Annotated in this window: 20 protein-coding genes and 3 pseudogenes; 14 read left to right on the top strand and 9 right to left on the bottom strand. The window is 58.2% G+C overall.

Going from position 1 to position 22,602, the window contains the following annotated elements:
* The first annotated feature begins 55 nt into the window (after positions 1 to 55).
* Entirely contained in the window at positions 56 to 445 is a 390-nt protein-coding gene (locus QTJ18_RS00345) for a DUF2513 domain-containing protein (RefSeq protein ID WP_252755161.1), read from the top strand.
* A 387-nt stretch (positions 446 to 832) separates the two neighbouring features.
* On the opposite strand, the gene QTJ18_RS00340 is transcribed toward QTJ18_RS00345, so the two are convergent.
* The 3 genes and pseudogenes from QTJ18_RS00340 to QTJ18_RS00330 form a co-directional block, all read right to left on the bottom strand.
* Positions 833 to 1,963, bottom strand: coding sequence for an RHE_PE00001 family protein (locus QTJ18_RS00340; RefSeq protein WP_289852208.1), 1,131 nt, complete (start codon positions 1,961 to 1,963; stop codon positions 833 to 835).
* Positions 1,964 to 2,180: 217 nt separating this feature from the next.
* A pseudogene (locus QTJ18_RS00335) lies at positions 2,181 to 2,612 on the bottom strand (plasmid maintenance toxin (PemK-like)).
* Positions 2,599 to 2,877 (bottom strand): type II toxin-antitoxin system Phd/YefM family antitoxin, encoded by a 279-nt coding sequence (locus QTJ18_RS00330; protein WP_183901425.1) that lies wholly within the window; start codon positions 2,875 to 2,877, stop codon positions 2,599 to 2,601. The pseudogene QTJ18_RS00335 and the gene QTJ18_RS00330 overlap by 14 nt, the downstream one beginning before the upstream one ends.
* Positions 2,878 to 2,953: 76 nt before the next feature.
* On the opposite strand from QTJ18_RS00330, the gene QTJ18_RS00325 reads away from it, so the two are divergent.
* The 3 genes from QTJ18_RS00325 (at position 2,954) to QTJ18_RS00315 (ending at position 6,071) form a co-directional block, all read left to right on the top strand.
* The gene (locus QTJ18_RS00325) at positions 2,954 to 4,117 is read left to right on the top strand and encodes a site-specific integrase (protein ID WP_252755162.1); all 1,164 of its coding nucleotides are present in this window, start codon (positions 2,954 to 2,956) and stop codon (positions 4,115 to 4,117) included.
* Between the two features lie 22 nt (positions 4,118 to 4,139).
* Positions 4,140 to 4,451, top strand: a complete 312-nt coding sequence (locus tag QTJ18_RS00320; protein WP_252755163.1) for a hypothetical protein — start codon at positions 4,140 to 4,142, stop codon at positions 4,449 to 4,451.
* A gap of 87 nt (positions 4,452 to 4,538) precedes the next feature.
* A complete protein-coding gene (locus tag QTJ18_RS00315) occupies positions 4,539 to 6,071 on the top strand; it encodes a sensor histidine kinase (protein ID WP_252755164.1) in 1,533 nt (510 codons plus the stop codon).
* A gap of 55 nt (positions 6,072 to 6,126) precedes the next feature.
* On the opposite strand, the gene QTJ18_RS00310 is transcribed toward QTJ18_RS00315, so the two are convergent.
* Positions 6,127 to 8,028: a diguanylate cyclase gene (locus QTJ18_RS00310; protein ID WP_252755165.1), complete on the bottom strand. Its 1,902-nt coding sequence runs from the start codon at positions 8,026 to 8,028 to the stop codon at positions 6,127 to 6,129.
* Between the two features lie 289 nt (positions 8,029 to 8,317).
* On the opposite strand from QTJ18_RS00310, the gene QTJ18_RS00305 reads away from it, so the two are divergent.
* The 4 genes from QTJ18_RS00305 (at position 8,318) to QTJ18_RS00290 (ending at position 10,470) form a co-directional block, all read left to right on the top strand.
* Positions 8,318 to 8,521: a cold-shock protein gene (locus QTJ18_RS00305; protein WP_035227053.1), complete on the top strand. Its 204-nt coding sequence runs from the start codon at positions 8,318 to 8,320 to the stop codon at positions 8,519 to 8,521.
* A 346-nt stretch (positions 8,522 to 8,867) separates the two neighbouring features.
* Positions 8,868 to 9,563: a helix-turn-helix transcriptional regulator gene (locus tag QTJ18_RS00300; protein ID WP_252755166.1), complete on the top strand. Its 696-nt coding sequence runs from the start codon at positions 8,868 to 8,870 to the stop codon at positions 9,561 to 9,563.
* Between the two features lie 77 nt (positions 9,564 to 9,640).
* Positions 9,641 to 10,012, top strand: a complete 372-nt coding sequence (locus QTJ18_RS00295) for a VOC family protein (protein WP_252755167.1) — start codon at positions 9,641 to 9,643, stop codon at positions 10,010 to 10,012.
* Entirely contained in the window at positions 10,012 to 10,470 is a 459-nt protein-coding gene (locus QTJ18_RS00290) for an EVE domain-containing protein (RefSeq protein ID WP_252755168.1), read from the top strand. The genes QTJ18_RS00295 and QTJ18_RS00290 overlap by 1 nt, the downstream gene beginning before the upstream one ends.
* Here QTJ18_RS00290 and QTJ18_RS00285 read toward each other — a convergent pair.
* A pseudogene (locus tag QTJ18_RS00285) lies at positions 10,447 to 10,785 on the bottom strand (helix-turn-helix domain-containing protein); the annotation flags it as partial. The gene QTJ18_RS00290 and the pseudogene QTJ18_RS00285 overlap by 24 nt on opposite strands.
* Before the next feature lie 65 nt (positions 10,786 to 10,850).
* On the opposite strand from QTJ18_RS00285, the pseudogene QTJ18_RS00280 reads away from it, so the two are divergent.
* Positions 10,851 to 11,656, top strand: a pseudogene (locus tag QTJ18_RS00280) (IS3 family transposase); the annotation flags it as partial.
* Positions 11,657 to 11,764: 108 nt separating this feature from the next.
* On the opposite strand, the gene QTJ18_RS00275 reads toward QTJ18_RS00280, so the two are convergent.
* A complete protein-coding gene (locus QTJ18_RS00275) occupies positions 11,765 to 12,085 on the bottom strand; it encodes a hypothetical protein (protein WP_162760101.1) in 321 nt (106 codons plus the stop codon).
* Between the two features lie 220 nt (positions 12,086 to 12,305).
* Between QTJ18_RS00275 and QTJ18_RS00270 the strand changes: the two genes are divergently transcribed.
* A complete protein-coding gene (locus QTJ18_RS00270) occupies positions 12,306 to 12,860 on the top strand; it encodes a recombinase family protein (protein ID WP_252755512.1) in 555 nt (184 codons plus the stop codon).
* A 126-nt stretch (positions 12,861 to 12,986) separates the two neighbouring features.
* Here QTJ18_RS00270 and QTJ18_RS00265 read toward each other — a convergent pair whose 3' ends face one another.
* Positions 12,987 to 13,439 (bottom strand): MarR family winged helix-turn-helix transcriptional regulator, encoded by a 453-nt coding sequence (locus QTJ18_RS00265; protein ID WP_252755511.1) that lies wholly within the window; start codon positions 13,437 to 13,439, stop codon positions 12,987 to 12,989.
* A gap of 128 nt (positions 13,440 to 13,567) precedes the next feature.
* On the opposite strand from QTJ18_RS00265, the gene QTJ18_RS00260 reads away from it, so the two are divergent.
* Positions 13,568 to 14,389, top strand: a complete 822-nt coding sequence (locus QTJ18_RS00260) for an alpha/beta fold hydrolase (protein WP_252755510.1) — start codon at positions 13,568 to 13,570, stop codon at positions 14,387 to 14,389.
* 74 nt (positions 14,390 to 14,463) lie between these two features.
* Positions 14,464 to 15,231, top strand: a complete 768-nt coding sequence (locus QTJ18_RS00255) for an alpha/beta fold hydrolase (protein WP_252755509.1) — start codon at positions 14,464 to 14,466, stop codon at positions 15,229 to 15,231.
* Between the two features lie 280 nt (positions 15,232 to 15,511).
* On the opposite strand, the gene QTJ18_RS00250 is transcribed toward QTJ18_RS00255, so the two are convergent.
* Positions 15,512 to 16,420 (bottom strand): LysR family transcriptional regulator, encoded by a 909-nt coding sequence (locus tag QTJ18_RS00250; RefSeq protein ID WP_252755508.1) that lies wholly within the window; start codon positions 16,418 to 16,420, stop codon positions 15,512 to 15,514.
* Between the two features lie 112 nt (positions 16,421 to 16,532).
* On the opposite strand from QTJ18_RS00250, the gene QTJ18_RS00245 reads away from it, so the two are divergent.
* Both QTJ18_RS00245 and QTJ18_RS00240 read left to right on the top strand, forming a co-directional pair.
* The gene (locus QTJ18_RS00245; protein WP_252755507.1) at positions 16,533 to 17,114 is read left to right on the top strand and encodes a carboxymuconolactone decarboxylase family protein; all 582 of its coding nucleotides are present in this window, start codon (positions 16,533 to 16,535) and stop codon (positions 17,112 to 17,114) included.
* Between the two features lie 21 nt (positions 17,115 to 17,135).
* A complete protein-coding gene (locus QTJ18_RS00240) occupies positions 17,136 to 18,038 on the top strand; it encodes an NAD(P)-dependent oxidoreductase (RefSeq protein WP_252755506.1) in 903 nt (300 codons plus the stop codon).
* Positions 18,039 to 18,634: 596 nt separating this feature from the next.
* Here the strand turns inward: QTJ18_RS00240 and traA are convergent.
* Entirely contained in the window at positions 18,635 to 22,186 is a 3,552-nt protein-coding gene (gene traA / locus QTJ18_RS00235; RefSeq protein WP_252755505.1) for a Ti-type conjugative transfer relaxase TraA, read from the bottom strand.
* Between the last annotated feature and the right edge of the window lie 416 nt (positions 22,187 to 22,602).

Below are 22,602 nucleotides of genomic sequence, written 5' to 3'. Positions count from 1 at the left end.
ACCCAGACCGTCCGCCACATTGAGCTGGTGGCATCCTATTCATAAGGAGGGTGGTATGACGCGAGATATGGACGTTATCCGTGTCCTGCTTCTGAAACTGGAGAGCCGTTACAAGGGTGTCGGTACGTTGAGCTTCGGCTATGGCGACGAAGAGCTGGCGATCGAGGGTGTCGACACTCTGGCCATCCTTTACAATCTTGGCCTGCTCGTGGACGCCCGATTCGTTAAAGGGCGGGTTACGGCAACAGGGGAATTCATGATGGAAGGCATGACCTGGGCGGGTCATGACTTCCTCGATAGCGTCCGCGATGAGGAGATCTGGCGCAGAACCAAGGAAGGCGTGAGCGCCGCAGGCGGATTTACCTTCGACCTTGTCAAAGCTTTGGCCAAGGGGTTCTTGCAGAAGAAGGTTGAGGGGCTGACGGGAATCGATCTTGCGCTTTAGCCCGAGGTGATCTGGCACTCCAGATATCGGTCATTGGTCGCGACCACGATAATGCGCGCTTGTCCGGCTCTGGCGACGTCACGCTTCCCGGTGAAGTGCATGGTGAACACATGCTCCACTGCAGGGGCCGCGATGCTGAGATCCACCCCTCCGGCGTGTGCCAGCACAACCGAACAGACGGCCTTATGATCCTCAAGAGATCACCTCTGGTTCGGCCCTGCGCCGGAGGCGTCGCGGAACTAATGACTTTGGATTTGACCGCTGCAGCGACGTGTCCGAACATCAGGCTTTGCAGGATGTTTACGTTCGGGCAGCACGAACGGCATCTCCGGCCCACGATGAGATCGTTGATGGTGGTAATGATAAGCGAAACGGGCACGTTCGTGCTTAGATAATTCCCCATGCCCGAAACCTCCCCCTCCCCGTCATCTCCCTCAAGCCCAGTTCCAACACGATCCGCCGCGCGCCTTGCGGCGTCACCTCGAGCGTCTTCGACACCATGCCGGCCGAGATCAGCGGCCGCGCCATGACCAGGTCGACCAACTCAGGCAGCCTGGACGACGTCCGCCGCCCCTCCAGTTTGCGCATCATCATCTGCCGCGCCAGCACCAGCCGGTCGTGTTCCTTCAGCCCCGTTTCCGCGGCAATCGTCAGCGCCCTTGCTATTGCCAGCAACCGCGTCTCCCGATCTCGATGCCGGCGCCGATCGACAGGGATCGCTTTGAGCCCAACATTGATCGCCGCGAGATGGGTGCCGGTGGTAACGCCGCCCTCGCGCAGGGCCGAGGCGGCCAGCAGCCGGCCGAGCCAGGGCGCGTGCTGGAGCACGGCAATCTCATTCCAGGCGTCGAGCGCCACAATGGCCTGAAGCACCGGCGGCAGATCCTGGGCGCGCGCCAACACGGCCTGCCACTCCGCCAGCCGCTCGTCTTCATCCCAGTCGAGATCGTAGACGAACGGATCCTTCTCCGGAGCGCTTTTGGCCCGCCCCGGCTTCCTCGCCTGTTCGATCGCGACCTCGGACCGCGCGAGCACCGCATCGATCGCGGCAAACGCATCGCCCAGACCGTCACTGTCGGGGTTCTCCGGCTCCCCTACCCCAGCAGCGTCCAGCACTTCAACACTCCCATCCGGCACGCCCTCCCCGTCGCCACCCAATAATGCAGCGGGCCGCGCCCGCCCGCGCAGCGAAGCGAGGCCGGGGCTTGAGAGCGCCCAACCAGGAGGATGGGCGGCGATGCGACGGCGGGTTTTCAGGATGTCGCGGGCGATGGTGAGTTCGTGGGTGGGGGCACGGATGTCGCGAAGCGCATCATGCAGGACGAGGTCCTCGAGATGGACGAGTTCGCCATCGACCCAGAGCGAGGCGTGCGCATCGAGGAAATGCGCGCGCTCGAGAAAGCCCTCGCCCACGGCAGAACGCACGATGCGCTCATCGAGGCGGGCAAGCGCGACGGCGGCGTCGGAGATTGGCCGCAGCAGGCTCTGGATGGGCAATTTGGCGAGATCGTAAGACATTGAATTTATCGTAAATGATTCGTTAATAGAAAGCTATATTCCCAATACGGTTCCGTAGTCCTCATTAATGTGTCCGGGATCGCTGACCCCCGATAAGTAACCCTTATCGGAGGTGATTGATTTGGCACCGTTGAAGGCTTAAAGTCGTGCCAAATCACGGCGAACATCACAGCGGGAAGCGTAGATCTTGATGACGAACAACAGGATGAAGAGCAGCTCAGTCGCTGCGAATGGTCGCCTTGTGCCGCTGGCTTCTCGCGAGCTCAACGAACCGGCGCTTCACCTCTTCAAAGAGTGCCGGAGGTAGCGGCCCGTGATACCCGCTCTCGCTATCGACAGGCCGAACGTCGGGCCCCGGCCAGACGAAACGATTGCTTTCGGTAAGCACGATCCACGACCGCTCGTCATCGAGACCCAGGCGGCGCTTGGTGGCCGGCGGGATTTCGATTGCTTCGCTGGGATCGGACGGCGGGGAATGGGTGATCGGCAGGACACGAACCGCAGGTGTCCCGTCCTCAAGCATCGCAACAATGGCCAGCACGAGAGCCGGGCGATCCTTGTCCCCCTCCTCTCGTCCGTCCAGATGCTGCCAGTGCCAGAGATAGGAATAGCGAAAGACCTAGCCGACCTTGGGTTCAGTCGGCAGCATTCTTGTCCATCAGCAGTTCGGCATTGAGATGATCCAGGGCAGGCTCCATCGTCGAAGCCTCGATCGCGGAAAGCTCGTCGTCACTGATCGCAGCCGTCAGATCGACCCTACGGTCCCGCTTGGCGAGGCGAAGGTAATCTTCATAGGCCATGAGCACTGTGCGCGGCCGGCCGTTCTTGGTGATGATCACCGGCTCTCGCACGGCCACGTCCTGGTAGGCGCCGAAATTCTTCGAAACCGCAGCTGCTGTCACAATCGACGTCATGGCAGATCTCCTTGTTCCGGAATATACGGGCTTTCCGGAACATTTGCAAACGCTCCAAAGAATCTGAAAGTACAAGATGACGAGGAAAGCTCCAAACGCCCTTTCCAGCAGCGACACACTCGCGCGCCGCGTGGAAGAGCTCGATACCATCGCGTCCGTCTTGCCGATGGAGCGGCGTGACGAACTCGCCGAGCTGCTGACGGATCAAGATATCGAGACGCTGCGGCATCTCGTCAACGAAGGCATGGGTGCTAATACGCTTCGCGCATTGACCTCCGATCTGGCCTATCTTCAGGCCTGGTCGCTGGCAGCCATCGGTCGATCTCCTCCCTGGCCTGCGCCAGAAGCACTTCTGCTAAAGTTTGTCGCCCATCACCTGTGGGATCCTCAGAAACGCCTGACAGATCCGGACCACGGCATGCCGCCGGACGTGGAGAACAAGCTTCGTCTCCAGGGCTTTCTTCGATCATCTGGTCCCCATGCGCCTGACACCGTACGCCGGCGCCTTGCCACCTGGTCGACGCTGACCAAATGGCGTGGGCTGCAGGGTTCATTCACCTCCCCTGCCCTTAAATCCGCCATCCGGCTTGCGGTGCGTGCGACGCCGCGACCGAGGAAGCGCAAAAGCGCGAAGTCCGTGACAGGCGATGTCCTGCAGAAGCTGATTGGTACCTGCCGGACCGACAGCCTGCGCGATGTCCGGGATAAGGCAATCCTGATGGTTGCCTTTGCCTCGGGCGGCCGGCGGCGCAGCGAAATCGCGGGCCTCAAGATAGAGCAGCTGCAGCCGGAAGAGCCGGTCCAGATTGACGAGGCCCCTCCCCTGCTCTCTCGTTCTATTCATCTCGGTCGCACGAAGACCAGCGGCGCCGACGGTGATGAAGTGGTCTACATCAGCGGTCGACCGGTCGATGCGCTGAACGCATGGCTTGCGGCTGCAAAAATCGACAAGGGCAGTGTCTTCAGGGCGATTGATCGGTGGGGCAATGTTTCGCGGCGATCGCTGGACCCGAAGGCAATCAATGACATCGTCAAGCATCGCGCTGACCTAGCTGGCCTCGATCCGGCGGAGTTTTCGGCTCACGGGCTGCGATCCGGCTACCTGACAGAAGCCGCCAATCGTGGGATTCCTTTGCCCGAAGCGATGGAGCAGTCAAGGCATCGATCCGTTCAGCAGGCATCGCGATACTACAACAGTGCCCAACGGCGCAGCGGCCGCGCTGCTCGGTTGATGGATTAGCCATGTGGATGAGGGAGCATAGATGAGTGAATTGCAAAACCGCATCGTAGAACGCTTGGGAGCGCTGGACCCTTTGCGGGAGGTGGCCCTCACCCCGGACAAGCGGGAGAGGCTTATGACGGCAGCAATCGGCCTGTTCTACGCCGCAGGAGGAGATGCAGACGATCTAAAGGAAATTGTTCTCAAGGCCGATGATCGCAACCGCCGTGACGTGGCAGATGCCGTGGCCCAAATGGTCGTCGCAACTGCAGCGGTCAGTTACGCATCCGACCTCGACCTGGTCCAGGCGGCCTATAACTGGATTGACAACACACCGGTCTCGCTCTCCGACTGAGCTGTCTGGATTTCCGTTGATCTTTATGTTCCGTCTCGTTAGCTGTGTTCAGAATTCATCAACCGGACCACATCGGGAGGATGGGAGGTGACAACAGGCGAATCTACCCGATCTGTGTCGAAGGTCGCAGCGGTTGCCACCGCGGCGGCTCTGGTCGCGCTATTGTCCATACTCGGTACATGGGCCGCACAATCCTATTTTGCAACGATCAACCGGGCCGAAGAGCGCGCCGTTGCATCTGTAAAAATCGTCGCAAGCCATGTGTCTTGGATCCATCAGATGGGTACGCAGACGGCTCGCCGGATTGACGATGCACTTCGCCTAACGGATCTGAGGTTCGACGGCAATATCCGTGATATGGACGTGGCGAGCCAAGGATTGCCGAGCGGCGTTCAGGCCTATGTTGTCGATGCTGAAGGCCGAACGCTTTATTCGACCGACCCCGAGATCAAGCCCTTCGACATCACGGATCGGGACTACTTCACAGCCGTCAGGGATGGACAGACAGAGTATGTTTCCTCCCTCCTCATCAGCCGTCTCAACGGCGACCAAATTTTTGTATTCAGTCGACGCATCGTGCGAGAAGGTAGATTCATGGGCGCCATCATGGTGTCCGTTCCTGCGAGCATCACGCGGCCAATATGGGAAACAGTGGATCTCGGCGGCGACTATGCCATCAGTTTTGTTCGCGATGACGGCATGCTGGTGGCGCGCTACCCTCTGCCCGCAACGACTTTGGACATGTCCGGCTACATCCTCTTCACAAAGTATCTGAAGGAAGCGCCGGCAGGGACGTATCGTGCAGAGACGTCACCAATGGACGGAGTGAGGCGCGTAGTCGCCTATCGTCGGGTGGAAGGGACTCCCTTCATAGCCGTAGCCGCAGCAGACTACGAGTTCCTCATTCAACCGTTCCGGCAGACGCTGCTGATGCTCGGTGTAGTCGCGTTCATAATCATCGGCGGTGCTGCCATTGCTGGGTGGTGGATCCTGCACCTCCTGAGGGCTCAAGAACTGCAATCGGCGGAACTCGCCGAAGCGCTCGAAACTAACGAGATGCTTCTGCGCGAAATCCATCACCGAGTGAAGAACAACCTGCAATCCGTGATGTCACTGGTCCGACTCCAAATGCGGGGATCAGAAGGGTTTGAAGCGCTCAGCAGCCGGATCAAGTCGATGATCGCGGTTCACGAGCAGATCTACAAGCACGACGCATATGCTGAGATCGATGCCGCAGAGCTCATCCGCGCTGTGGTCTGCAGCGCGATTTCGGCCCATGATGCAAAGTTTCATGTCGATTTTGAACTGCAGTCTGCGCCAGTTTCAGCAGACAAGGCGACAGCACTGGCCTTGCTGGTGAACGAAGTTGTGACGAATGCGATCAAGTACGCCTACCCTGAGAGTGATGAGGGTCGTTTGTTGGTCGCTCTAACCCCATCAGAGGAACCTGGAAAAAGTCTCCTGACCATAAGTGACGAGGGTGTGGGCTTCGACGCCAGCGCGGTTTCGTCTGGAACGGGCACGCGTCTGATAGACGGATCAGTTCGCCAACTAGATGGGACCTATAAATTTCAGTCTCAGGCCGGTACGCAGTTCTCGGCGACCGTGACACTGGTTTGAAGAGGAACTTCAGAAGATGGGTGTGTGGCAGGCCCTATTCGTGGTCGAAAAGGTTTTAAGCCGGCTTCTTCACGCGCTCTTCAGCTAGCCTCTGAAACCCGACGCGGTCTCGCCCGGCATCCTTCGCCTGATAGAGTGCAAGATCAGCCCGTGCTACGAGTTCGGCGGGGTTACTCACCCTCGAATCCGACGTAAAGACGGTAGCACCAAGGCTGGCGGTCACGATGCCATACTCGCTGCCTTCGTGCACCAAACCGAGGTCCCGGATGGACGATCTGATCTTCTCAGCAATCGTGATCGCCGTGTCGCCGTCGGTATCGGGTAACACGATTGCAAACTCCTCGCCACCGAACCGAGCTGCGATGTCGCCAGAGCGCCGGACTGCAGCCGCGATGGCCCCCGCGACTGATTTGAGGCAGCTGTCACCTTCAAGATGACCGTAACGGTCGTTATACGCCTTGAACCTGTCGACATCGACCAGAAGCACAGACAAAGGTCGGTCGGTCTGCCTGGCTGCCTCGAATTCACGTAACAGGCCTTCATCGAAGGACCGCCGATTTGCAAGGCTTGTCAACGCGTCTGTTTCGGCCAGGCCTTTCATCCGCTCCGCAAAGTTCTTGAGCGAAAGCTCAGACTCCTTCATCGCAGTGATATCGGACACAAGTGCCAGCACGTGTTGGTCCTCAGTCACCCGCGTTCTCAAGGACAACCAGCGACCATCTGCGTGTGGGATGACTTCGTCCTTATTGATGAAGAGCGTTTGGCCAGCAGCTTGGATGCTATCTTCGTCGAGATCGATGGGCATATCCTGGCGCTCACCATTGCGCACGCTTGCTCTGACGATTTCGGTGATGTGTGCACCTTCCTTGCGGGCGTAAGCTGATCTCGGGAACAGTGCGCGGTAGTGATCGTTGCAGAACACCACTCTCCCATCCGGTCCGAACATCGCGAGCCCATCGGACATTTCGGCCATGGCTTGAGCCATGATGTTTCTGCTGGATCGCAGTTCCTGCTCGAGCAACTTTTTCTCAGTGATGTCGACCGTGACGCCGGCCAGACCGACCATGTCGCCTTGTCGGTTTCTCAAGGGGACTTTCGAGGTCGAGTACCATCGGGGCGGCTTACCTTCTTCGACGAGGAACTCCTCGAAATGGTCCAGCGGCTGGCCGGTTTGCAGGATACCTGCCTCTGCTGCGATCAACTGCTCGGCTCTCGTTCTCGGCGCGAGGTCATAGTCCGTCAGCCCGACCATCTCGGAAGACCGCGATCGCCCATTGTGGCGAGCAACATTAAGGTTCGCGACGACGAAACGGTGGTTGAGGTCTTTGACGTAATGGTAATCAGGAGCCTGCGTAAGCGCCGCATACAGAATGTCGCGCTCGAGCGTGAACCGACGGAAATACGCCAGAAAAAAGCCAATAGCAGCGGTCATCGTAAAATTCAGGACGACGATTGGCAGACCGACTTGTGCTACCGCCCTCTGGAAGTCCGCCTGAGGAAGCAACGCAAGGACCGCAATCGAAAGACAGCCTGCAAGCACAGCGGCACTCAGGATCGACGGCGCATGGCTCAGCGGCTTGCGGCCGCCGAAGAACCAGAGCGAGCTTCCGAGAACGAAAACAATGGCGATCGCGGTCAGCCCAGGCGCTACCCCTGCCCCACCAAGGTAGAAGCGGAAACCCGCTGCCATTATGGCTGTGATCAGTGCAGCTCCAGGTCCACCGAATACCGCGGCGGATTCGATAATCGCAAGCCGAAGGTCGAATATGACCCCGACTCCGAAGCGCACCGAGAGTAGCATTGAGCCTATCGCTGCGAGGCCCATCGTGACCCCGAGGCCGGCGCAGCGCAGCTTGGGAGGCAATTGGTAGAAGCGATAGGAAAGATGTGTCCAGATCGAGACGATCAATGCCACTGCAGCGAGATTGCCAGCGAGAACTTTCCAGACATCATCCATTCTCAATCACCGTCACGCCACGCCTCGAACACTCAACCGGAAGAGACGACGCTACGCTTTCGATCGCCCCAGGGGACGCAGTGATAAGCCCAAACCGCCAACACAGTTGATACTCACTATCTGCCAAAAACCTAAAGCAGCAGTTTATGGACAGCGATCTTCGCCTAAAGTCTCAGTCCGTCCGATCAGAGGATACAGCAGCCTGTCGCCAATGGCCTGACAGGATGCAGCTTGTTGCCCGGACGCATGGCGATTAAGGTCGGCGTCTCAATCACCAACAGAGGTACACATGGCGACCGGAACAGTAAAATTCTTTGCTCAGGACAAGGGCTTCGGCTTCATCACCCCGGATGATGGCGGTCAGGACGTCTTTGTGCACATCTCCGCGGTCGGCTTCGGCGAGGCACTTAAAGACGGTCAGAAGGTTCGCTATGAAGTAGGTCAGGACCGCAAGACGGGTAAATCCAAGGCCGAGAACGTTTCAGTGATCTGAGCCGTCGCTTACAACATCCAGCGCGGCGATTCGGTGATACATCAGTCGCCGCGCTTGCTTTATTTGTCAGCAAGACAAACAATATTGCCATTCATGTCATGGCAGTGCCGTCTGGATTTCCGGTCTCGCTCAATCGGCAGCGCACTCAGGGCCCCTGAACATTAAAGGGGCACAGATATACGGTAGGCCAGATACAAGAAAATGAGGACTTTCAGCAACTGAAAGAAACGCTACTGTCGCGCGACGATAGGATAGACGGATATCTCCTTGATTGCCGCAGCGCACGCTACATACAGCGTCGCTGCTGTCACTATCTGACAGCAAGGCTAACTGATATAATCGGGACATGTCACGTTCTGAACGCCTTTTCGATCTTCTGCAGGTCTTGCGCCAGCACCGTCGCCCCGTCAGCGGGATGGTCTTGGCTGAGCAAATCGGTGTCAGCATCCGCACACTTTATCGCGACATTGCCAGCCTTCAATCGATGGGGGCAATGGTGGATGGGGAGCCAGGAATTGGATATGTCCTGAAGCCCGGTTTCATGCTTCCCCCGTTGATGTTTACCCCAGAGGAAATCGAAGCGATTGTGCTTGGATCACGGTGGGTCGCTGAACGGACGGATAGCGGCCTGGGCAATGCAGCCCGTAGCGCGTTGACCCGCATAGCGTCGGTTTTACCATCCGAACTCCGAGATGACCTTGAGGCATCTACTTTGGTAATAGGCCCCAGCACAGCAATTCCTACCGATACCGTCGATGTGGGCTTGTTGCGCAAGGCCATTCGGGCTGAACGAAAGCTGACGCTCATCTATCGCGATGCGACCGGCACAGCATCCGAACGGATTATCTGGCCATTTGCTCTTTCCTTCTTTGACTCCGTACGAATGCTGCTGGGCTGGTGCGAAATGCGCCAGGGTTTCCGGCATTTTCGCACAGATCGGATTGTTTCGGCTCAAATGAGCGAGACGCGCTATCCTGAGCGTCGACAGGCCCTTTTCAGAAAATGGCGCGAAGCCGAGGGCATTACGAAAAGATTCGATTGATCACGTTGATACTGCCATAAACTGACAGTATGGTTCGCTAAAACCGCTTTAGTCCAATTCCGGATCGGAGCTTAAAGATGACCAATTCCAATAGCCTTCTCCTCTATGTCGCTGATGTCCCCAATAGCGTTCAGTTTTATTCTAATCTGCTGGGCCGCGCGCCAGTTGAAGCGAGCCTGACTTTCGCGCTTTTCAATTTACCTTCAGGTCTGGCGATGGGGTTGTGGGGGAAAGCTGGGGTTGTGCCGGCACCGACTGCAGCTGCCGGCGGCAGCGAACTTGGGTTCAAGATCGATGATGTGACCGAAGTCGACCGCATCCATGCCGACTGGCAATCCAAGGGTGCAACAATTGCCCTGCAGCCAACGGACCTCGACTTCGGGCGCAGCTTCGTTGCACTGGATCCCGATGGTCACCGTCTGCGCGTTTATGCGGTGGTGGAAGAATAATGACTGCTAGCACCCGTCACTGGATCGCCGTTGCGTCGGCCGAGCATGTTGCGCTCGGTCGCTCCCTCGGGTTCATGCAAGTCTGCCACGGAAAGGTCGCGCCTCTGCGCCGCCTTTTACCGGGAGACCGTGTGATCTATTATTCGCCCACAGCCAGTTTCGCAGGCAAGGATCGCCTGCAGGCATTTACTGCAGTAGGTACTGTGCATGAAGGACAGCTTTATCAGGTCGAAATGACTGCTACGTTCAATCCGTGGCGGCGAAACGTCGATTGGATTGAATCTCGCGAAGTGCCGATCAGGCCGTTGCTCGATCGGTTGTCCTTTACCCAAGGCGGTGGAAGCTGGGGTTATAAGTTCAGATTCGGGTTGTTTGAGATCGAAGAAAGGGACGCCAATATAATCACAAGCGCCATGAGCCTGAACTACAAACCGTCAGCGGGTTTGACGGGAGAGTAATTTTTCTCCATCCCGTCTGATCTGCCCGTCAGGTGTGACGTAGCGGTATAATGTCTGCCTTGTGATGCCGAGTTCGGCACAGAGATCGGCCACTTTGGTTTCCGGCTTCCCCATCGCGGCTTGAGCAAGGCGCAGTTTCGCAGGCGTCATCTTGAACGGCGCTCCGCCATTGCGACCTCTTGCACGGGCGGCGGCGAGGCCTGCTCTGGTCCGCTCGACGATCAACGCTCGCTCGAACTCGGCGAGAGCGGCGAATATGCCAAACACCAGCCGGCCGTTCGCCGTCGAGGTGTCGATTGACGCGCCTTCGCCCGCTGGTCTGCCCCCTGAAAAGTGATCCTTCTTGAAGTATGGCTATTGAGCCGAGGAAGGACATTGAAATGGCAGGGAAAAGACACAAGGCAGAAGAGATCGTCACGAAGCTCCGTCAGGTTGACGTGTTGAATGCGCAGGGAAAATCGATGGCGGAGGCGATCCGGTCGATAGGCGTGACGGAAGTTACATACTACCGGTGGCGGTCTGAATACGGCGGCTTGAAGGGAGACCAGGTGAAGCGGTTGAGAGAGCTGGAGGCCGAGAATGCCCGGCTCCGGCGTGCCGTTTCCGATCTCACGCTGGGCAAGATGATCCTTGCCGAGGCCGCCAAGGGAAACTTCTAAGCCCCGCCCGCCGCCGCGCCTGCGTGGATCATGTCATCGAGGAACTGGGCGTGTCCGAGAGACGGGCCTGCCGGGTTCTCGGTCAGCATCGTTCGACGCAGCGCAAGATCGCCAAGACCCCGGATGACGAAGCAGCGTTGACCGCCGACATCACGGCGCTCGCTCTCCAGTATGGCCGCTATGGCTATCGTCGCATCACTGCGATGCTGCACCAGGCTGGCTGGATCGTGAACGTCAAGCGGGTCGAACGCATCTGGCGGCGGGAGGGGCTGAAGGTGCCGCACAGGCAACCCAAACGCGGTCGGCTGTGGTTGAACGACAGCTCGTGTGTCCGGCTTCGGCCGGAATATCCAAACCATGTCTGGTCCTACGACTTCGTCGAGGATCGCACACACAATGGCAGGAAAATCCGCATGCTCAATGTGATCGACGAGTTCACGCGCGAATGCATTGCCATCAGGGTCGAGAGAAAGCTGAAGGCCGTCGATGTCATCGACGTGCTTTCCGACCTGTTCATCCTGCGCGGGTGACCTGCTGGAAGCACGTCCTCAACTGTACCCGGAAAAGCCGTGAGCTTTACCTCCGGACCCGGCAAACAGAAGAAGCAGCTCCACGTTCCGTTGAGCAATTGTTAACTACCCATCGTCATCCGTCAGCAAGGGGCTGCGTTTAACCAACGCGTTCAACTCTTCTTCGCTGCGAAAACCGGATTTGAAGAGGGCTACCAGCTCCTTCGCGAGGCTGAGCTTTTCATCTTCATCCAGATCGCCGGCCTCACCCCGAAACAGGTTGGCGAGCACCTTCCGCAACATGGCCAGCCCCTGCGGGTTGATCTCCTGTTCATCATCGAAGAAAGTCCCACCCATCCGCCAGCCTTCTCCCCAAGTGCCATGCTTCGCCACGCTTTGATGATGACACCAGCTCGGAACGGTTCGCAACACATTCTCCGCTGACATCGTAGTCTATCCAGCTACATTCCGCTTAAGAACTCGTTGTCTCCATCGACTCTGTTGCGGAACCAGCGACACCTGACTTCTCGACCCCTAAGTCATCCTGATCAGTTGGGTATACCTATTGAGACAATCTCCGTGAGACGCAAATCAGTGTATCATTTGGGTTGATTTTACGATTATGAGACGCTACCCATTGAAGGTCCAGAACCTAATGAGACGTTTCATGGCAATTTACGGGTATGCGCGGGTCAGCACCATCGATCAGGATTTGGCGATTCAAGAGGCGGCTCTGAAGGCGGCCGGGTGCACGGTCATCCAGGCGGAAAAGAAATCCGGAGCGACCAAGCAGGATCGGAAGGAGCTTAACACGCTTCTGGAATTCATGCGCGACGGCGACAGCCTGGTCGTGACGCGGGTCGATCGGCTGGCCCGATCAGTTGGGGATCTGCAGGACATCGTACGGCTGCTCAAGCAAAAAGGGGTGACGCTGAAGGCGACGGAACAGCCGATCGACACCAGCTCAGCGGCCGGCAAAGCTTTCCTTGATATGCTCGGCGTGTTTGCTGAGTTCGAGACGAACCTTCGTAGAGAACGACAGATGGAAGGCATCGCCGCAGCAAAAAGCAGAGGGGTCTACAAAGGCAGGAAGCCCCATGTTGATGTTGCTGAGATCCGCCGACTGAAATCCGACGGGATGGGACCAACAGACATTGCTAAGGCGCTGAACATAGGCCGGGCGAGCGTGTATCGCGCCCTTAGAGATGCCGCATCATCGTAGGGCAAGATGGCGGCTTCGCGACAATAGCGGACACTACCTGATCGGCGGTCGATAAACGTGGAGCCACCTTTTGAGGACAAGGCCGTGTTTGGCCACAGCGCCCTTCGCAGTCCACGCGGCTCTACACTACAGCTTGATCCTATCACGTATGGTCTCGACTGAACTTTTTATTGCTCGCACCGTCTCGGCCTCCATTCCCACGGCTTCCTCAATACAGCGCCCTACGTCTGCAGCATTTGTTCTGAGGTCGATTGCTTTTTGCGTCAGATGAATCAGAACCTCGCGCTCATCCCTTGGATTGCGGGTCCTGGTGATTAGACCCGCCGCATCCAGGCGCTTAAGCAGCGGCGTGAGCGTGCTAGAGTCCAGGTAAAGTGTCTTCCCTAGCTCCTTTACGGTCTGGCCGTCCCGATGCCAGAGCGTCATCATGACCAGATATTGCGGATAGGTCAGCCCGAGCTTGTCCAGCAGTGGCCTGTAGAGCTGGGTGAAAGCATGGCTCGCCGAGTAGAGTGAAAAGCAGAGCAATTCAGTGACATCGGGGCTTTTCTCAGAGGCGTCAGTCGGTTTGGCAATCATGGCAATCTCCTTTCGCTCAAAATAATTTGCGCGCGATTTAATTGCAAGCGGTTGACAGGCGCAAAAGCAGCAGGCATATAGACCGTGCACAAACGAATCGCGCACAACTTACCGCCACGGAGGGCAACATGTCGATCTTCACCACCACCGACGGTACCAACCTCTTCTACAAGGACTGGGGAACTGGCCAACCGATCCTCTTCGCCCATGGCTGGCCGCTATCGTCGGACGCCTGGGACCAGCAGATGCTGTTCTTCAGCCAGAATGGCTTCCGGGTCATTGCTCATGACCGTCGCAGCCATGGTCGTTCCGACCAGACCTTCAATGGCAACAACATGGATCAGTATGCTGACGATCTGGCCGAACTGATCGAGGCGCTCGACCTCTCCGACCTGATCCTGGTTGGCCATTCTACCGGCGGCGGTGAAGTCTCCCATTACATCGGCCGCCATGGCACCGCACGCGTTGCCAAAGTGGTTCTCGTCGGCGCGGTTCCGCCGCTGATGCTGAAGACGGCAGACAATCCCCACGGCACGCCCATGGAAGTGTTCGACAATATCCGCGAGAACACCGCCAAGAACCGTTCCCAGTTCTTCTTCGATCTGACCATCCCCTTCTACGGCTTCAACCGGGAAGGCGTCACTACCAACGAAGGTCTGCGGGAGAACTTCCGCCACATGGGTCTGCAGGGCGGGATCAAGGGTCAGTACGACTGCATCCGCGAGTTCTCAGAGGTCGACTACACTGAAGATCTCAAGAGCATCGACCGCCCGACGCTGATCATCCATGGCGATGACGACCAGATCGTGCCGATCGAGGCATCGGCCCACCTGGCTGCTGAAATCGTCGCTGATGCCACCCTCAAGATCTATGCGGGCGGTTCTCACGGACTGGCAGAGACTGAGGCCGATCGCTTCAACGCTGACGTTCTCGCGTTCATCCGTACCTGACCATTCACCCTTCACCACCCCCCCAATCCCCAGCACTCATCTTCAAAACCCTCACACTGAGAGAAGGAAAAATCATGTCCAAGTTTGTTGCAAGCCTTGCTGTTGCCGGCGCTCTGGTCTCGGGTCACGCATCTGCTCAACCTGCCAAGCCCACCATCGTTCTCGTGCATGGAGCCTTTGCCGACTCCTCCAGCTGGAATGGCGTCACAAAGATCCTGCAGAAGGACGGCTACCGCGTCGTTGCCGCCGCCAATCCCCTGCGCAGCGTCTCAACCGATGCTGCCTATGTCTCCGATATCGTCGCAAGCATCGAAGGCCAGGTCGTACTTGTCGGCCATTCCTATGGTGGGCAGGTCATCACCACGGCGGCTAACGGCCGCGATAACGTCAAGTCGCTGGTTTATGTAGCCGCTTTCGCCCCGGATGAAGGTGAGGCCGCAGCTGATCTGGCCGGCAAGTTCCCCGGCGGCACACTCGGCCAAGCCCTTGCGGCGCCGGTAAAGCTTGCCGATGGCAACGTCGACCTCTCCATCGATCAGGAGAAGTTCCATGAACAGTTTGCCCATGACGTCAGCCTGGATGACGCCGCACTCATGGCAGCCGGTCAGCGGCCGATCACCGAGGCTGCTCTGACAGAAAAGTCTGGCAAGCCGGCCTGGAAGGCGCTGCCCTCCTACTTCATCTACGGCGATGGCGACAAGAACATCCCGGCTCAGGCACTTGGCTTCATGGCCGAGCGAGCCGGATCGAAGAACACCGTCGTCGTGCCTGCCGCCTCGCACGTGGTCATGGTCTCGCAGCCACAGGCCGTGGCTGACCTCATCGAGGAAGCCGCGCAGTAATTCGAACAGCAATGGGCCGATCGCTCCAGGGCGATCGGCCGTTCGCCATTTTGAAGGAAAGACCCCACCTGAAGGGGTAATCCGAACCATTTTTAAGGCGGAAGCTTCGGCAGCTATGCGCCAACAGGAGACATGAACTGCTTCAAGGTTTGCGGCTGGAATGGGGCCGGGAGCGGACTGTCGGCAATTGAAGTGGGAAATGGAGAAGCGGACATGCGCCCATCGCAAAGATTTTATCTTCCGCAGCGGTCCAGCTAACGTTGTATTCACGGTCCTCTTATCACGCGGCGTTAAAGTTCCGCAGGTTCTCCTTCAGAAAGTCCGCGAAAACCCTGACTTTGGTAGGCAAGTAGGATCTGCTTGGATAAACTAGCCAGGCCGCTGTTTCAAAAGTAGTTGCGGTCACCCGGTGACTGGGGAACGGGCTTACAAGATCGCCCCTGGCGATTTCTTCATCCACAAGCCAGTTTGGCAGCAAGGCGGGCCCCATCCCCAAGAGGGCGGCTGAAAGCAGCGAGCCGGCTGGCGCAAGCGTGATGTCGCCAGCGATCGGTATGCGTTCTTCTCGCCCTTCATCATCGCGAAACAACCAGCTCGTGCGAAAGGCTCGAAGGCTAAACAGCAGTACTCTGTGGTGCTGTAAATCAGCCGGCACTCTCAAGGGTGGATGCGTGCTGAGATAGCGTGGGCTGGCGACGACCCGATAGCGCGTGTCCATCAACTTGGCCGCGATCAGATCCCCCTCCACCACCGGCGCAAGGCGGACCGCGACGTCAATGCGCTCGCTGACGAGGTCTAAGGTCTCGTCGGTGAATACGAATTCGATCCTGATGTCGGGAAAGTGCGCTCGAAAAGCGGGCAGCAGTGGCAAAATACGCATCTGGCCGAATGTCACGGAGGCCGTCGCCCGCAGCAGACCGTGCGGGGCACCAGATACTTGGCTCGCAGCATCCCGCGCATGGCTGAGTTCCTCGATCAATGGCTCGATGCGGCTGAGATAGAGATGACCGGCCTCAGTCAAGGCCATCGAACGCGTCGTGCGTTGTAACAGCCTGAGGCCTAGCTCGGCCTCAAGGTCGCTGATTGCCCGCGAGATCGAAGAGGGATCGACATCGAACTCCTTGGCAACAGCGGCAAAAGAGCCTTTGCGAGCCACCGCGACGAAAAGTTGAAGGGCTTTGATTTCCATTCATGCACATTGCGCATGAATATCGTGTTCTTCAAGCGATTTATCTGGCCTTCCTTCGGCAATACAGAGTTCGGGCGGATTTACCGCAGAGATTTTTTAGAGGATAGCTGACATGATCACCTTCACTTCCCATACCATCGACACGGCACCTGAAGCTTCGCGCGCAAAGCTCGCCGAGGTTCAGAAGGCTTGGGGGTTTGTGCCGAAGCTGCATGGTAATCTTGCCGAAAGCCCGCTTGCCCTGGAAGCCTATGACACGCTCTTCGGTCTGGTTGCAGCAAAGGCGACGCTGTCCCCCGTAGAGGTGCAGGTTGTCTATCAGGCGATCAATGTGTTCCATGAATGCGAGTATTGCACGGCGGGTCACACCTACCTCTCTCGCATGGTGAAGATGGATGAGGCCGTGATCGCCGCTCTGCGCAACGGAGATCCGATTGCCGATGCGCGCCTTCAGGCTTTGCGTCTTTTCGCAGAAACAGTGATCCGTGTCCGTGGGCGTGTGAGCGACGTTGCTGTCGACGATTTCCTGGCAGCCGGCTTTACAAAGGAGAATGTGCTGGAGGTCGTAACGATCGCGGCTACCAAGACGATTTCCAATTACACCAACCACATCACGAAGACGGAGAAAGAGGCTTTCATGGCTGATCCGGACCTCGCATGGGTTTCACCCACAAACCGCGCAAAGGTTGCGTGACCACGTGAGAGAGCCCGCACGATGCGCGCTTCCTATTTGTTATCAATAGAGGGTCGGAATATGCCAAAAATAGCTCTGCTCGGATTGGGTGCCATGGGCTCGCGAATGGCCGTGAACCTCATCAACACAGGTCACAGCGTCACCGTTTGGAACCGTGACAGCAAGAAGACAATCGCACTGCGCGATCTCGGTGCGCATGTCGCAACAACACCGAGGGACGCGGCACTTCACGCGGACTTCGTTTTCACAGTGTTGACGGACGACTTGGCCACGCGTGCAGTTTGGACCGACCCTGCATCCGGCGCGTTGGATGGCTTGAAAGAAGGCGCAACAGCCATTGAGTGTTCCACCACGACGCCCGCCTGGGCGCTTGAGTTGGGTCGTCTGGTTGATGCAAAGGGCGCCAGTTTTCTCGATGCACCTATGTCTGGGTCACGCCCTCAAGCGGAGAGCCGGCAGTTGGTCTTCATGGTTGGCGGTGCGCCGGCCTGTTTCGAAACTGCAAGACCCGTTCTTGAGTGCATGGCCGCCAAGGTCATGCATGTCGGACCGCAGGGAAGTGGTTCCCTGCTGAAGCTTTCGATCAATGCGCTCTTTGCCGCCCAATTGGCGAGCATTGCCGAGTTGCTGGGTGTTCTGTCACGCAACGGCTTTAATGTGACGCGGGCGGCAGAGTTGTTCGGCCAGTTCCCGATCGTTGCGCCGCCGATCGCGGGGGCGGCGAGGATGATGGCGGCGGGCGACAACGATCCGCTTTTCACCATTGACCTGATGAGCAAGGACCTAGCCTACTTGATCGAGACAGCCACGACTTCCCTCGCGGCGGTCCCGAGCGCCGAAACAGCGCTGGCCGCATTTCAAACGGCACAGAAGCAGGGACTTGGTGGGGCCAACATCACGGCCATGGCTGCCCTCTACAATTGAGTAGATTTAGGGCCAGTGTGTCTGCTGCGGACAAGAGTTCTTCTGGCTTCAGTCTGCCTACCTCACGCGCCACGAATAAGCAGAGGATCTGCTGACGGCCGCCGAATTAAGGCACCCGAACAGTCTGGTTACATAGAAAGTTGACAGGCTTCGCTCGCCGTCTGGAGGGTCGCTTTGGGAAATCACCACTGGCGGCCTTTCCCTTTGCCCCGACAAAGTCGGATAATTGACTCGTAGTGCCGACAGTCGCTTTCCGATTTTCCTTAAAGTAGGCTCGACGACTGAAATCAAGGCGCAAAGCTGCGCCATCGAATTCGGCCACCAATGACCGGTTTGGGCCGAAAGGCGACCTTCGCCGAGTGCGCTAGTAGGATTGAGAAAGGCGGCGGCCCTGTCGCGAAGTGCTGATACCCTCCATCTAGGGATTCAGGAGGATATTCTTCTGATGAGCGATCGGACGGTAGCGCATGGAGCGCTGTTTTGCGGGTTCAGCATTGAGCGGCACGTCCCGACGAACCATCTTCTTCGGGCTATCGAGCGTTCCGTTAATGTATGACCAGTACCTCTAGAGCCCGACCGCATTCCCACTCCAGCTATTATCGCTCGAGCCCATTGTCTTTAGCCTTCTGCATCGCCCCTTGCGTCGACCAATCCCTCTGAACTTCCGCAGCAGTGGTGTTCCTCACAAGGCTCACCACAGATCGAATGGTCTCGGCATGTTGAGCCAGACCTGGGTCCTCTTTGACCCGCGTGGCGATCTCGCCCAAGTCTTCGGAGCCAAATCTGTTACTAATCGCACTCCACACTTTCTTTGCCTCTTCGAGAGCAGCGCGTCCATCTTTCGTCGCACTTAGGCTATTGATCCAGCGATGCGGGTCACTGGTCTCAACGTCGCGGACGCCAGCGATGAGAGAAGCGCTCCGTGGGCTTAGATTCGGGACCTCGATACAGTCTCTATTTTCACGCTGCCAGCGTTCTGATCTCTCCTCCTGAACGACGCGTCGCTGCCATTGCTCACCGGCAGCACCTACATGCTTTGCAATGATCGACGCAGACTGCCGTGCTTCAATGCGTTCCTTGTTGTCACCAAGGATGCCAGTCTTGCCGCGAAGCTCACCGAACTGCTCCGGCCTTCTGTTCAAGGCCTGTTCGATACCTGCACTGTCGCCATCCCGTTCGACCAGTGAGGCCAGGATCTTACTCGAAGCTTCCTGCGGATCCCGAAACACCTGGCGCACGATCCTCTCCACCCCGTTCCAGCTCGGGCCGAACGTCGCCATTGTCTTCTGCCGCGCCACGTCCTCAACGCTACGGTCATGGTGAATCTTTGCCGGCACAAGCGGTGTTCGAATTTCAAAGCCGCTTGCCTGCGACTGTTCGTCCCGCAAAACCGAGCGATCCGCGCCAGTGGAACTACAGCTCGTGTGACCCACGTTCGCTGTCTGCGTTTCATTTTGGCCGGGCCGCCCCGCTGGCTCTGTGAGCCGGACCTCAATCTCACTACTGACGCCAAACTGCTGAGCGATCCCCCGCCTTTCGGCAAAATCGCGGGCATAATCGAGCGTCGTTTCCTTAACGCCGGAGCGAGACAACCGATGTTCAAGCTGCGCATAGGCGAGTTCATCGGTACCCAGCACCTTCCAACCATTGCGGCTCGCCTCGTGCCCGTTGGGCAGACGCACAGCCTCTGCGCCAGTGTGCTGCAGCCCAATCGTCGCGCCCATCTCCGGAGACGCTTCCGCAATTGCCTGCTGCAGACCCACACCCCAGACCGTATGACGCTCGCCCTTGGCGGTCTCCAGCGTCACGAAGTAGCTGTCGCGATTGCCGGCCTTGTGCTCATAGGGTGCAGCACCATGCTCCACGAGCTTGCCTTGCGTCACCACCTGGTCGCTCCTGCGCGAAGCGAACTCTTGGGCATCCGCATAAAGCTGCACGTCATGGCGATGCCGGCTCATGGCAACATAGGTGAGATGCCGATCCATCGTGCCGGACGCCAGGACAAAGGCCTGGTCCACTGTCGCGCCCTGGTTCTTGTGGATCGTGGTGGCATAGCCGTGATCAACCGACCGGTAGTCGTTCATCGGCACTCTGACCATCCGGGCATCAGCCGCTCGACCAGAAGCACCGTCGAGCGCAACATAGATAGCGTCCTGCTCGACAGCCTTCACGTCGCCGAGCATGCCGTTCTTCACACCAAGGTCACGGCTGTTCTCAAGGAACACAAGCCGGTCCCCTGGCGCAAAGCTGCGCACGCCGTCATTGGTCTGGAAGCTGAACTCGCCAGCCTCCTCGCCTTTGGCAAGCTCACCCCTCTCCTGAAGCTCAGCACGGATCCCCTCGTTGATGGCGCGGACATCGACCCGTCGATGGGCCATGGCGACGCGGCTAGCCTCCGGATGCAGGTCGCGATCGGCAAGATAATCCCGCACCACCGCGGCGCGCGCTTCATCGCGTCCAGAAGCAAAGTGGATGTTGCCCTTGTCCCGGTAAGCAGCCAGCCCTTCGGCTGCACGATGGGACGCGAACGCAACCGACGCCTCTTGCTGCCACGGCTCCTGCTGTCGCTTGATCTCACCAAGCGATGCATGCCCGATACGCTCGGAGATGGCGCGGAAAGGAGCCCCTGCCCCGATCGCCTGAAGCTGCTCGTGATCTCCCACCAACACGATCTTCGCGCCACACTTCTCCGCCTCACTCACAAACGAGGCAAGCTGACGGCTACCGACCATGCCGGCTTCATCGATTACGAACACATCCCCGCGCCCAAGCTGATGCTTCTCGTTCTCCCAACTGCGAGACCAAGACGCCAAGGTGCGGCTCTTGATCCCGGAACTCTCCTCCAAGCCCTCGGCAGCTTTGCCAGAGAGTGCTGCGCCATGAACCGTGTAGCCCTGCCGCTCCCACGCCTGAGCAGCTGCAGCCAGCATGGTCGACTTGCCAGCACCGGCAAGACCAACTACGGCCGCAATTCGCTCCGGCCCGGTTACATGGCTGATCGCGTGCCGCTGCTCATCGGAAAGCCGCAATTCTCCATTGCCGGTCTTAAGCCGGATCGCCTCGTCCATCTCCTCCATGGCTTTGACGACATGCCGGCGATCTACATAATGATTGTGCGCCTGGTGCAACCGCTCGGCGGCATCCGCCATGCCATGCTCGATCTCCACCATCTCCCGGGTCGAATAACGCGCAAGTTCCACCTCGCCCGTCGCTTCGTCCACCCGTTCCGGCCGAAGCTCTGTCAGTGCCGAAGAAGCCATGACAGAGGCAAATCCGTTCTGGAACGCCTGGGCATCGTCATTGATGTAGCGATGTAGCGTTCGAGCAATATCATGCCGGTCAAAGACGCTCTTCTCAGACGTGATGATCGACAGAACCTGTTCCGGCTTCTCCCGGATCACATCTGCATTGCGTTGACCAGCATCGCCAGCCAACCGGGAGCGATCAACAAGACCGCCTCGACGACGCAGATTTGTGGCACCGACACCCATATGCTCGGTCGGCTCGATTTCCAGACCACGCTCGGCATGGGAGCGGTGGTCAATGCGGATATCGAACCCCTCCCTTGCCAGATGATCGTTCGCCATTCCCTCCCACGACCGTCTGATATCGACGAGCTGCATCTGCGTCGGTGGCAACCCCTTCGGCAACAGATCCTTATTCGCCAACTCGATATAGGTCTTCGCCCCCAGCCCCTCGCCCGTCACCTGCCGCGTCGTCATCAGGACATGCGCATGATGATTGCGAACGTCACCCTGGATACCAGGCCTGTGAATGGCAAAATCGACACCAGCTCCATAGCGGTTCGCCAGATCCTGAGCGAACGCCCGCGTGAGCGATACCCGCCCCTCCTCTGAGAGCTCATGCGGAAGCGCGATCACGAACTCGCGCGCCACCCTTGCATCCTTGCGGTTCTCAATCCGTTCAGCGGCATTCCAAAGCGCCGACCTGTCCCGCGCCCAATCCGCGTCGACACCTTCGGGGAGCAGAACCTCTGAATGACCAACACCCTCGCGTCGGCTGTAGTCATGGACAAGCCCGTCGCGCTGGTTGGTGAGAAGCTTGGCCGCACGATAAGCAGCGGCCGCAACAGCGCTGCGTCCAGTGGTACGAGAGACAACAGACATCTGGCAGTAGAAGATCGCCAAGACTGTTCCTCTCCCCGACATCCGCGACGCAGGACGAGGATAGCCGAGCGTGGGTTGAGCATCAACCCGTATATGCGCCCTTGTAACTTCATCTCGCTTCGCTCAATCAGCTACGGTGTGACGAATGCCGCAGAGGCTGCGACCGCTTGGCTGATGCTTTGAGTCGATGTCGAGCACGGGCAAACGACGGATTTGATCGCCTCGGTGTGACATCATTTGCCTATCGGGCTAGTATGGGTCAGTAGTTTTATCCTGGAGGAGCGAGTGGTGAACAAGACACCAGACCGCAGCTTGAACCCCAGCGCTGTCAAGCGTGCTCGAGAGAGCGCTCAGACACGGCCATGGCAATTGCTGATGCTGAGCAATGGCTCGCCAACCCATATCCTTCAGCGAGTTTAGACGGTATCAATCGCTGA

It is taken from the genome of Rhizobium sp. SSA_523, assembly GCF_030435705.1.
GTDB lineage: Bacteria > Pseudomonadota > Alphaproteobacteria > Rhizobiales > Rhizobiaceae > Neorhizobium.
This window is presented reverse-complemented; position numbering and strand designations above follow the sequence as displayed.

Excerpts from the sequence above, each read along its gene's own strand:
- QTJ18_RS00300 (WP_252755166.1), top strand. The coding sequence starts at position 8,868 with ATGTCACGTTCTGAACGCCTTTTCGATCTTCTGCAGGTCTTGCGCCAG.
- QTJ18_RS00260 (WP_252755510.1), top strand. The coding sequence starts at position 13,568 with ATGTCGATCTTCACCACCACCGACGGTACCAACCTCTTCTACAAGGAC.
- QTJ18_RS00240 (WP_252755506.1), top strand. The coding sequence starts at position 17,136 with ATGCGCGCTTCCTATTTGTTATCAATAGAGGGTCGGAATATGCCAAAA.
- QTJ18_RS00340 (WP_289852208.1), bottom strand. The coding sequence starts at position 1,963 with ATGTCTTACGATCTCGCCAAATTGCCCATCCAGAGCCTGCTGCGGCCA.
- QTJ18_RS00265 (WP_252755511.1), bottom strand. The coding sequence starts at position 13,439 with ATGATTGCCAAACCGACTGACGCCTCTGAGAAAAGCCCCGATGTCACT.
- QTJ18_RS00330 (WP_183901425.1), bottom strand. The coding sequence starts at position 2,877 with ATGACGTCGATTGTGACAGCAGCTGCGGTTTCGAAGAATTTCGGCGCC.
- QTJ18_RS00255 (WP_252755509.1), top strand. The coding sequence starts at position 14,464 with ATGTCCAAGTTTGTTGCAAGCCTTGCTGTTGCCGGCGCTCTGGTCTCG.
- QTJ18_RS00275 (WP_162760101.1), bottom strand. The coding sequence starts at position 12,085 with ATGTCAGCGGAGAATGTGTTGCGAACCGTTCCGAGCTGGTGTCATCAT.
- QTJ18_RS00245 (WP_252755507.1), top strand. The coding sequence starts at position 16,533 with ATGATCACCTTCACTTCCCATACCATCGACACGGCACCTGAAGCTTCG.
- QTJ18_RS00305 (WP_035227053.1), top strand. The coding sequence starts at position 8,318 with ATGGCGACCGGAACAGTAAAATTCTTTGCTCAGGACAAGGGCTTCGGC.
- QTJ18_RS00270 (WP_252755512.1), top strand. The coding sequence starts at position 12,306 with ATGGCAATTTACGGGTATGCGCGGGTCAGCACCATCGATCAGGATTTG.
- QTJ18_RS00345 (WP_252755161.1), top strand. The coding sequence starts at position 56 with ATGACGCGAGATATGGACGTTATCCGTGTCCTGCTTCTGAAACTGGAG.
- QTJ18_RS00250 (WP_252755508.1), bottom strand. The coding sequence starts at position 16,420 with ATGGAAATCAAAGCCCTTCAACTTTTCGTCGCGGTGGCTCGCAAAGGC.
- QTJ18_RS00320 (WP_252755163.1), top strand. The coding sequence starts at position 4,140 with ATGAGTGAATTGCAAAACCGCATCGTAGAACGCTTGGGAGCGCTGGAC.
- QTJ18_RS00310 (WP_252755165.1), bottom strand. The coding sequence starts at position 8,028 with ATGGATGATGTCTGGAAAGTTCTCGCTGGCAATCTCGCTGCAGTGGCA.
- QTJ18_RS00290 (WP_252755168.1), top strand. The coding sequence starts at position 10,012 with ATGACTGCTAGCACCCGTCACTGGATCGCCGTTGCGTCGGCCGAGCAT.
- QTJ18_RS00325 (WP_252755162.1), top strand. The coding sequence starts at position 2,954 with ATGACGAGGAAAGCTCCAAACGCCCTTTCCAGCAGCGACACACTCGCG.
- QTJ18_RS00295 (WP_252755167.1), top strand. The coding sequence starts at position 9,641 with ATGACCAATTCCAATAGCCTTCTCCTCTATGTCGCTGATGTCCCCAAT.